General features: G+C 74.8%; 8 protein-coding genes. 6 read left to right on the plus strand and 2 right to left on the minus strand.

All coding sequences use genetic code 11. The features are described 5' to 3' along the window. Window positions 1–970, minus strand: a 970-nt coding sequence (locus tag AB7U92_RS19675) for a DUF3482 domain-containing protein (RefSeq protein ID WP_428580886.1), incomplete at its 3' end; no start/stop codon positions are given. After that, entirely contained in the window at window positions 963–2,306 is a 1,344-nt protein-coding gene (locus tag AB7U92_RS19680) for a DUF2868 domain-containing protein (protein ID WP_428580889.1), read from the minus strand. The genes AB7U92_RS19680 and AB7U92_RS19675, both read right to left, overlap by 8 nt. A gap of 106 nt (window positions 2,307–2,412) precedes the next feature. On the opposite strand from AB7U92_RS19680, the gene AB7U92_RS19685 reads away from it, so the two are divergent. The 6 genes from AB7U92_RS19685 to AB7U92_RS19710 form a co-directional block, all read left to right on the plus strand. Further along, a complete protein-coding gene (locus AB7U92_RS19685) occupies window positions 2,413–3,201 on the plus strand; it encodes a DUF1223 domain-containing protein (RefSeq protein ID WP_428580892.1) in 789 nt (262 codons plus the stop codon). 90 nt (window positions 3,202–3,291) lie between these two features. Then, window positions 3,292–3,489, plus strand: a complete 198-nt coding sequence (locus AB7U92_RS19690) for an MbtH family NRPS accessory protein (RefSeq protein WP_428580895.1) — start codon at window positions 3,292–3,294, stop codon at window positions 3,487–3,489. An 85-nt stretch (window positions 3,490–3,574) separates the two neighbouring features. Then, complete coding sequence (locus tag AB7U92_RS19695) at window positions 3,575–4,138, plus strand: isochorismatase family protein (RefSeq protein ID WP_428580898.1); 564 nt, start codon at window positions 3,575–3,577, stop codon at window positions 4,136–4,138. Beyond that, complete coding sequence (locus AB7U92_RS19700) at window positions 4,122–5,099, plus strand: GlxA family transcriptional regulator (RefSeq protein ID WP_428580901.1); 978 nt, start codon at window positions 4,122–4,124, stop codon at window positions 5,097–5,099. Before AB7U92_RS19695 ends, AB7U92_RS19700 begins: the two co-directional genes overlap by 17 nt. A 42-nt stretch (window positions 5,100–5,141) precedes the next feature. Beyond that, window positions 5,142–5,507, plus strand: a complete 366-nt coding sequence (locus AB7U92_RS19705) for a hypothetical protein (RefSeq protein ID WP_428580904.1) — start codon at window positions 5,142–5,144, stop codon at window positions 5,505–5,507. Window positions 5,508–5,581: 74 nt separating this feature from the next. Then, window positions 5,582–6,308 (plus strand): HlyD family secretion protein (locus AB7U92_RS19710; protein WP_428580907.1); only part of this gene is annotated, 727 nt, incomplete at its 3' end.

Consider the following 6,308-nt stretch of genomic DNA (forward strand, 5'->3'; position numbering starts at 1 on the left):
CTACGCCGGCGCCGATGGCGGCGCCCTTGCCGAGCCGCACGCCGGCGTCGCGCAGCGTCTCCGGGTGGAAGAGGTCGGCGGCCCAGCGCCCGTCGAGCCAGGGCAGCATCGCCAGCTCGGCATCGTCGCGCGCGAAGGCGTGCAGGTCGAGCAGCTCGTGCACGGCGCGCCGCGCGCGCTGCAGCACGTCGGTGCGGAAGGCCTCGACGATGGCCGCCTTGCGCGCCGCATCCGCCAGCTCCTCGCGGGAGACCGTGACGCGCAGCGCCGCCAGCGCGAGCAGCGCCTGCGCCACCGTGCGGCGCCCGGCCTCATCACGCGCGGCACGTTCGCGCTCGACGAACGCCGCCATCGCGCGCAGCGCGGCCTGGCGCTGCGGCAGCAGCGCCTGCAGCGCCGCGTAGAGCTGGGCCTCGCCGCCGTCGAAGGGCGCCACCGCATCGAAGCGCACCTGCGCATGCAGCCCGAAGTCGGCCAGCAGCGTTCGCCAGGCGTCCTCGCGCGAGGACGGGTCGCGCACGAAGTTGAGCACCGGCAGCACCGGCTTGCCGCACGAAGCGAGGATCTCCGCCTCGCAGCGGAACTTGGCGACCACCGGCTCGCGGCTGTCGACCACGAACAGCGCGGCGTCGACATCGAGCAGCGCGCGCAGCACCTTCGCCTCCTGCTCGAACTCGGCCTGCGCGGCGCGCGTGGCGAGCATCGCGCGGATGCGCTGCGGCGGCGTCATGTCGGCTCGCAGCGGGCCGAGCGCGTCGAGCAGCGCGATCGGATCTTCCAGGCCCGGCGTGTCGAGGAAGCGCAGTACCACGCCGTCGTCGGAGGCGAGTTCCACCGCCTCGACGTGCCGCGTGGTGCCAGGGCGCGCCGAGACCTCGCCGAAATCGCGCCGCCGTGTCAGCGTGCGCAGCAGCGAGGTCTTGCCGGCGTTGGTGTGGCCGACGACGGCGAGGCTGATCGTCTCAGCCATGGGCGGCCAGGGCCTCGTCGGCGTCGGTGAGCACGGCGATGTCGTCGCGGCCGGCGGCGTCGAGCCAGTCGCGCCAGCGCGCGGCGTGTACGCCATCGCCGAGCAGCAGCAGCGCGATGCGGCCGGCGCGCGCCGCCTCGAGGAAGCGCAGCGTGCCGCGGTCGGGCGTGGAGGGCGCGTGGCAGGCCAGCAGCAACTGCGCCGGCGGATGGTCGGCCAGGCGGCGCAGCACGGCCTGGCGATCCTCGATGCCGCCGTCCAGCCGCTCGCTCCAGCGGGCACGTTCGAGCAGCGTGGCGGGCAGCGGCAGCTCGGTGGGCAGCTCGAAGCCCACCAGCACCAGCGTGCCGGCCTCGACGTCGCCGCCGGGCAGGGCGCGCACCGCGGCGGGTGACGCGTGCTCGTCGTCGATCACCCGCGTCGGCGCCAGCGCCTCCAGGCGCGCGAGCACGCGGCGGTGGTAGGGGTCGTCGAGGTCGAGCGCGAAGCCGCGCCGGCGCTTCAGCAGCACTGCAGCGCACAGCAGCGCCATGAGCGCGCGCGGCAGCGTGCCGTAGGCGAGCGTGCCGGCGATCAGCCAGCGGCCGAGCAGCCGGGAAGCGTCGGGGTCGCCGAGCTGCTCGGGCACCTGCGCAGGCAGGCCGATGTGTTCCGGCAGCCAGGCGATGCCGCGGGCGATGTCGTGCAGCGTCTGCGGCGCGAGGATGGTCGTCTCCCAGCCGAGGCGGTATTCGCTGAGCGCGAAGACCAGCCCGAGGATCAGCGCCGCCGCGGCGTAGACCATCGCCCACAGCAGGTGGTTGAGCCCGCCCAGCGCCCAGGCCGTGAGGCCCTGCGCGTCGAGCACGCGCGCAGCCGCCGGCCAGACTCGGCGCACGTGTTCCGGTGCGCGTCGATGCCGCGCCAGTGCCGCCACCGCGCGGCCGAACGCGCCGGCGCCGCTGCCGCGCGGGCCCAGCGCGGCGAACGCCGCCCAGACCAGGATGCCCATCAGGTTGGGCGCGATCAGCAGCGCGATCGCGGCCACGGCGTTGATGCGCCGGCCGTCGCCCAGCATGGCCAGCGAGACCAGGCCGGCGAGCGCGACGCCGAGCGCCGCCAGCCCCAGGCCCAGCGTGACCAGCCGGTCACGCAGCCGCACGACGTCCACGTCGAGCCCGGTGTCGGCGGCCAGGCGGCGCGCGCGCTGCACCAGGCGGGCCTGGCGCCCGGCGCCGGCGGCCACGGCCTCGGCCAGTGCGGCGTCGTCGCGCAGAGGCGTCCCGGCCTCGAGGTCCTTCACCGCTTCGGTGAGCAGCAGGTCCTGGAGCGCGAGGCCGTCGTTGCGGGAAACCATCGCGGCAAGCGTAACAGGCCGCCGCTGTAACCCGGGGCGGTGATGCAGCGAATGGGCATCAGGGGCGTGCGCCGCGCCCCGATCGCAGCGCCACCGGGACACGACCATGACGAACGGCATCCGCACCCTTCTCGCCACCGCCTCCACCTGCCTGGTGCTGGCGCCTGCCGCGGCGACTTCGCCTTCATCCTCCGCCTGCGAAGTCAGGAGCGGGCCGATGCCGACGGTCGTCGTCGAGCTGTACACCTCCCAGGGCTGTTCCAGCTGCCCGCCGGCGGACCGATGGCTCGGCGGGCTTCGCCGCCGTCATGGCGATCGTGTGCTGCCGCTGTCGATGCATGTCGCCTACTGGGACTACATCGGCTGGCGCGATCCGTTCGCGCGAAGCGAGTTCACCGCGCGCCAGCGTGACCTGGCGCGCGCCAACGCCAGTCGCAGCGTCTATACGCCGGGGGTGTTCGTCCAGGGTCTGGAGCTTCGCGACTGGTCCGTGGCCGGCCGATTCGAGGCGCGGCTGGAGGAGATCGGTCGCCAGGCCGCCACGGCACGGCTCACGCTGACGGTCGATCGCATCGGATCGAGCGAGGTGGCCGTGCGTGTGGCCGGGCAGGGGCCGGCGGGCGCGCGGCTGTGGGTGATGCTGCTGGGCAGCGGCCTGACCACCCGCGTGGATGCCGGCGAGAACCGCGGCGAAACCCTGCGCAACGACGGGGTGGTGCGCGACTGGCAGGGGCCGCTGCCCCTCGGCACCGGGACCGCCGTGCTGCTGAAGCGGCCCGCCGAAGCCGTTTCGTCCCGTGCGGATTCCTGGGCGGTGGCCGTGCTCGCCGACGATGCCCAGGGCCGGACGCTGCAGGCGGTTCACCTGCCGCTGGCCGAGTGCGTGCAGCGCTGAGGCGGGCGCACGCGACGCCAGCGTGAAAATCTCCCGCTCTGCGGGGTCGCCCCCCTTGGGCAGGGCCGCCGGCCGCGACACACTCGTGTCATGCGCGCTCCCCGGCCAACCCTCCAGCACCAGATCGTCGTCAACGACGCCCGCGAATTCGCCGTCTGGCCCAGCGCGAAGCCGCTGCCGGCAGGCTGGCGTCCGGCCGGCCGCACCGGCACGCGCGACGAGCTGACGGCGCATCTGCGCTCTTCCTTCGCGCCGCTGGTGGAGCTGCCGCCGCCTGTCCGGAAGTGATCGGTGATCGGCCGGGGGTGCGTGGCGCGCCCTCGGTCGGGGCGGCACAGTGCAGGCTTCCAAACCCTGCCGAAACGGAGCCCCCATGCGCAGCGCCCTGATCGTCGTCGACGTCCAGCAGTCCTTCACCCGTCGCCCCTATTTCAGCGCCGAGGCGGTGCCGGCCTTCCTGGCGGCGCAGAACCGGCTGATCGAGGGCTTCGTGGCGCGCGGCCTGCCGATCGTGCGCGTGTTCCACGTCTCGCCCGGCGGCGAAGCGGCCGATGCCTTCTCGCCGGCCAGCGGCCTGGTCAAGCCGCTGGAAGGCCTGCGCGACTTCGCCGCGGCGCTGGAGGTGCGCAAGACGCGCCACAGCGCCCTGGTCGGCACCGGGCTGGACGTGTGGCTCACCGAGCAGGGCATCGGCGAGATCGTGGTCAGCGGCATCCGCACCGAGCAGTGCTGCGAAACCACCACACGCCATGCCAGCGACCTCGGCTGGAAGGTGGTGTTCGTGCCCGAGGCCACGCTGACCTTCGACATGGCGCTGGCCGACGGCACGCCGCTGCGCGCGGCCGACATCGTGGCACGCACCGCCGCCGTGCTGAAGGGCCGCTTTGCGCAGGTGATGGGCGTGGAGGAGACTCTGGCGCATGTCCGCGCCGGTTGACGTCTTCTTCGTCCTACCCCGAGGCAGCCTGATCCTCGACTGGGCGGGGCCGGCCGAGGCACTGCGCTTTGCCAACACCGAGCTGCCGGCGCGTGCGCCGGCGTTCCGTCTGCACTTCGTCGCCCCGCGCGCGGAGTCGGCGAGCTCGGTGGGGGCCACCATCGCCGGGCTCGCGCCGCTGCCCGAACGCCTCGACGCGCCGGCCTGGGTGGTGCTGGTGGGCCGCACGTCGACCGGGCATCGCCGCGACGACGACCAGGAGGACCGCCTCGTCATCGACTGGCTGCGCCGGCTGCAGCCGGGTGCTCGGGGCACGCGGCTGGTGACGGTGTGCTCGGGCGCGCTGCTGGCGGCCTCGGCCGGGCTGTTCGCGCGCCGGCGCGCGACCACCCATCACGCCGATCTCGAAGAGCTCGCGCGCCGCGCGCCCGACGCCATCGTGGTGCCCGACCGCGTATTCGTGCAGGACGGCGAGGTGTGGAGCAGCGCCGGCGTGACCGCCGGCATCGACCTCGCGCTGCACCTGGTGGCCGCACACTGTGGGCCGGTGGTCGCCGCGCGGGTGGCGCAGCGCATGGCCGTGGCCCTGCGTCGCGGGCCCGACGATCCGCAGCTCTCGCCCTTCCTGGCCCATCGCCAGCACTTCAACGCGCGGCTGCACCGGGTGCAGGACGCGCTGTCGAGCGCGCCGCGCGAGCACTGGAGCGTGGCGCGCATGGCGGCGCTGGCGCACACCACGCCGCGCACGCTGACGCGCCTGTTCGGCATGCACGCCGGCATCACGCCGCTGGCCTACCTGCGCGGCATCCGCCTGGCGCTGGCGCGCAGCGCGCTGTCCGCCGGCAGCACGGTGACGGCGGCGGCCGAGGCCGCCGGCTTCCACTCCGACCTGCAGCTGCGTCGCGCCTGGCGCGCGGCCGGCCTGTCCGGATCGCCCGGCGCACTGCGTGAGACAGGGTGAGCACGACGCACCGGGCGCCGTGCACCGGTCCACGGAGTGCCCATGCGAACCTTGTTTCCCGTCTCCCTGTCCCTCGCGTCCGCGTTCTTGCTCGTCGGCTGCCTGCAGGAGGTGCCGGTCGAGCGCGGCCCGATCCTGCCCACGGCCGAGCCGCAGGCCCGCTTCGACCAGGCCACCCAGGCCTTCCGCGGCGGCCGCCATGCCCATGCCTACGCGCGATTCGCGGCACTCGCCGATGCCGGGCACGTGCCTTCGGCGCAGATCGCGCTGGTGATGCACCGCCACGGCAGCGGCCTGTTCGGCAGCGACTGGGCCGCCACGCCCTGGCAGCAGGAGCGCTGGACGGCGCTGGTGGTCAATGCGGCGCGGCAGCGCATCGACGTCGAGGACAACGACCGTGGCGACTGAGCCGCGTCGCGTCGTCGAGCGGGGTTTGGGCCCCGTCAGGCGGGCGGCGTCCCGCCGATGGAACAATGGGTGCGATGAACCGCCGCACCCTCGTCATTCTGGTCGCTGCTGCCGCCGCACTCGCCGCCTCGGTCGCATGGCTGTCGACGCGGCCGCCGACGGTGCCGGCAATCGTCGTGCAGGAGCGGCCGCTGGTGCGCACGCTGGTGTTCTCGGCGCGGGTGGCCAGCGCTTCGCGCGTCGAGCTCGGCAGCACGCTGACCGGCCGCGTCGAGCAAGTGGCGGTGCGCGAGGGCGAGGCGGTGCGGGGCGGCGACGTGCTGCTGCGCCTGGAAAGCGAGGAACTGCGTGCCGCCCTGGCCCAGGCCCGCGCCAGCGAGCGGCAGGCACAGGCCCGCTTGGCCGGGCTGAAGAGCACCGGCCGCAGTGCCGCGCGGGCCGGCGTGGCGCAGGCGGAATCGGTGCTGCGCGCCGCGCAGGCCGACTTGCAACGCACCGAGGATCTCGTCGCGCGCGGTTTCCTCAGCGCCGCGCGGCTCGACGACGCGCAGCGCGCCGTGGCGGTGGCGCAGGCGCAGCGCGAGGCCGCGCAGGCGCAGGCCGGCGCCAACGCCGACCAGGGCACGGACGTCGTGCAGGCGCAGGCCCAGCTCGCCCTGGCCCAGGCCGCGGTGACCGCCGCACAGGCGCGGCTCGAGCAGTCGGAGATCCGCGCACCCGCCGATGCGCGCGTGCTGCTGCGCAGCGTCGAGCCCGGGCAGATCGTGCAGCCCGGGCGCGCGCTGCTGACGCTGGCGCTGG

It is taken from the genome of Piscinibacter sp. (assembly GCF_050175855.1).
Classification (GTDB): domain Bacteria; phylum Pseudomonadota; class Gammaproteobacteria; order Burkholderiales; family Burkholderiaceae_C; genus Piscinibacter.

What these genes read in the sequence shown, in the direction of transcription:
- AB7U92_RS19680 (WP_428580889.1), bottom strand. Translation starts at nt 2,306, where the DNA reads ATGGTTTCCCGCAACGACGGCCTCGCGCTCCAGGACCTGCTGCTCACC.
- AB7U92_RS19705 (WP_428580904.1), top strand. Translation starts at nt 5,142, where the DNA reads ATGCGAACCTTGTTTCCCGTCTCCCTGTCCCTCGCGTCCGCGTTCTTG.
- AB7U92_RS19695 (WP_428580898.1), top strand. Translation starts at nt 3,575, where the DNA reads ATGCGCAGCGCCCTGATCGTCGTCGACGTCCAGCAGTCCTTCACCCGT.
- AB7U92_RS19690 (WP_428580895.1), top strand. Translation starts at nt 3,292, where the DNA reads ATGCGCGCTCCCCGGCCAACCCTCCAGCACCAGATCGTCGTCAACGAC.
- AB7U92_RS19685 (WP_428580892.1), top strand. Translation starts at nt 2,413, where the DNA reads ATGACGAACGGCATCCGCACCCTTCTCGCCACCGCCTCCACCTGCCTG.
- AB7U92_RS19700 (WP_428580901.1), top strand. Translation starts at nt 4,122, where the DNA reads ATGTCCGCGCCGGTTGACGTCTTCTTCGTCCTACCCCGAGGCAGCCTG.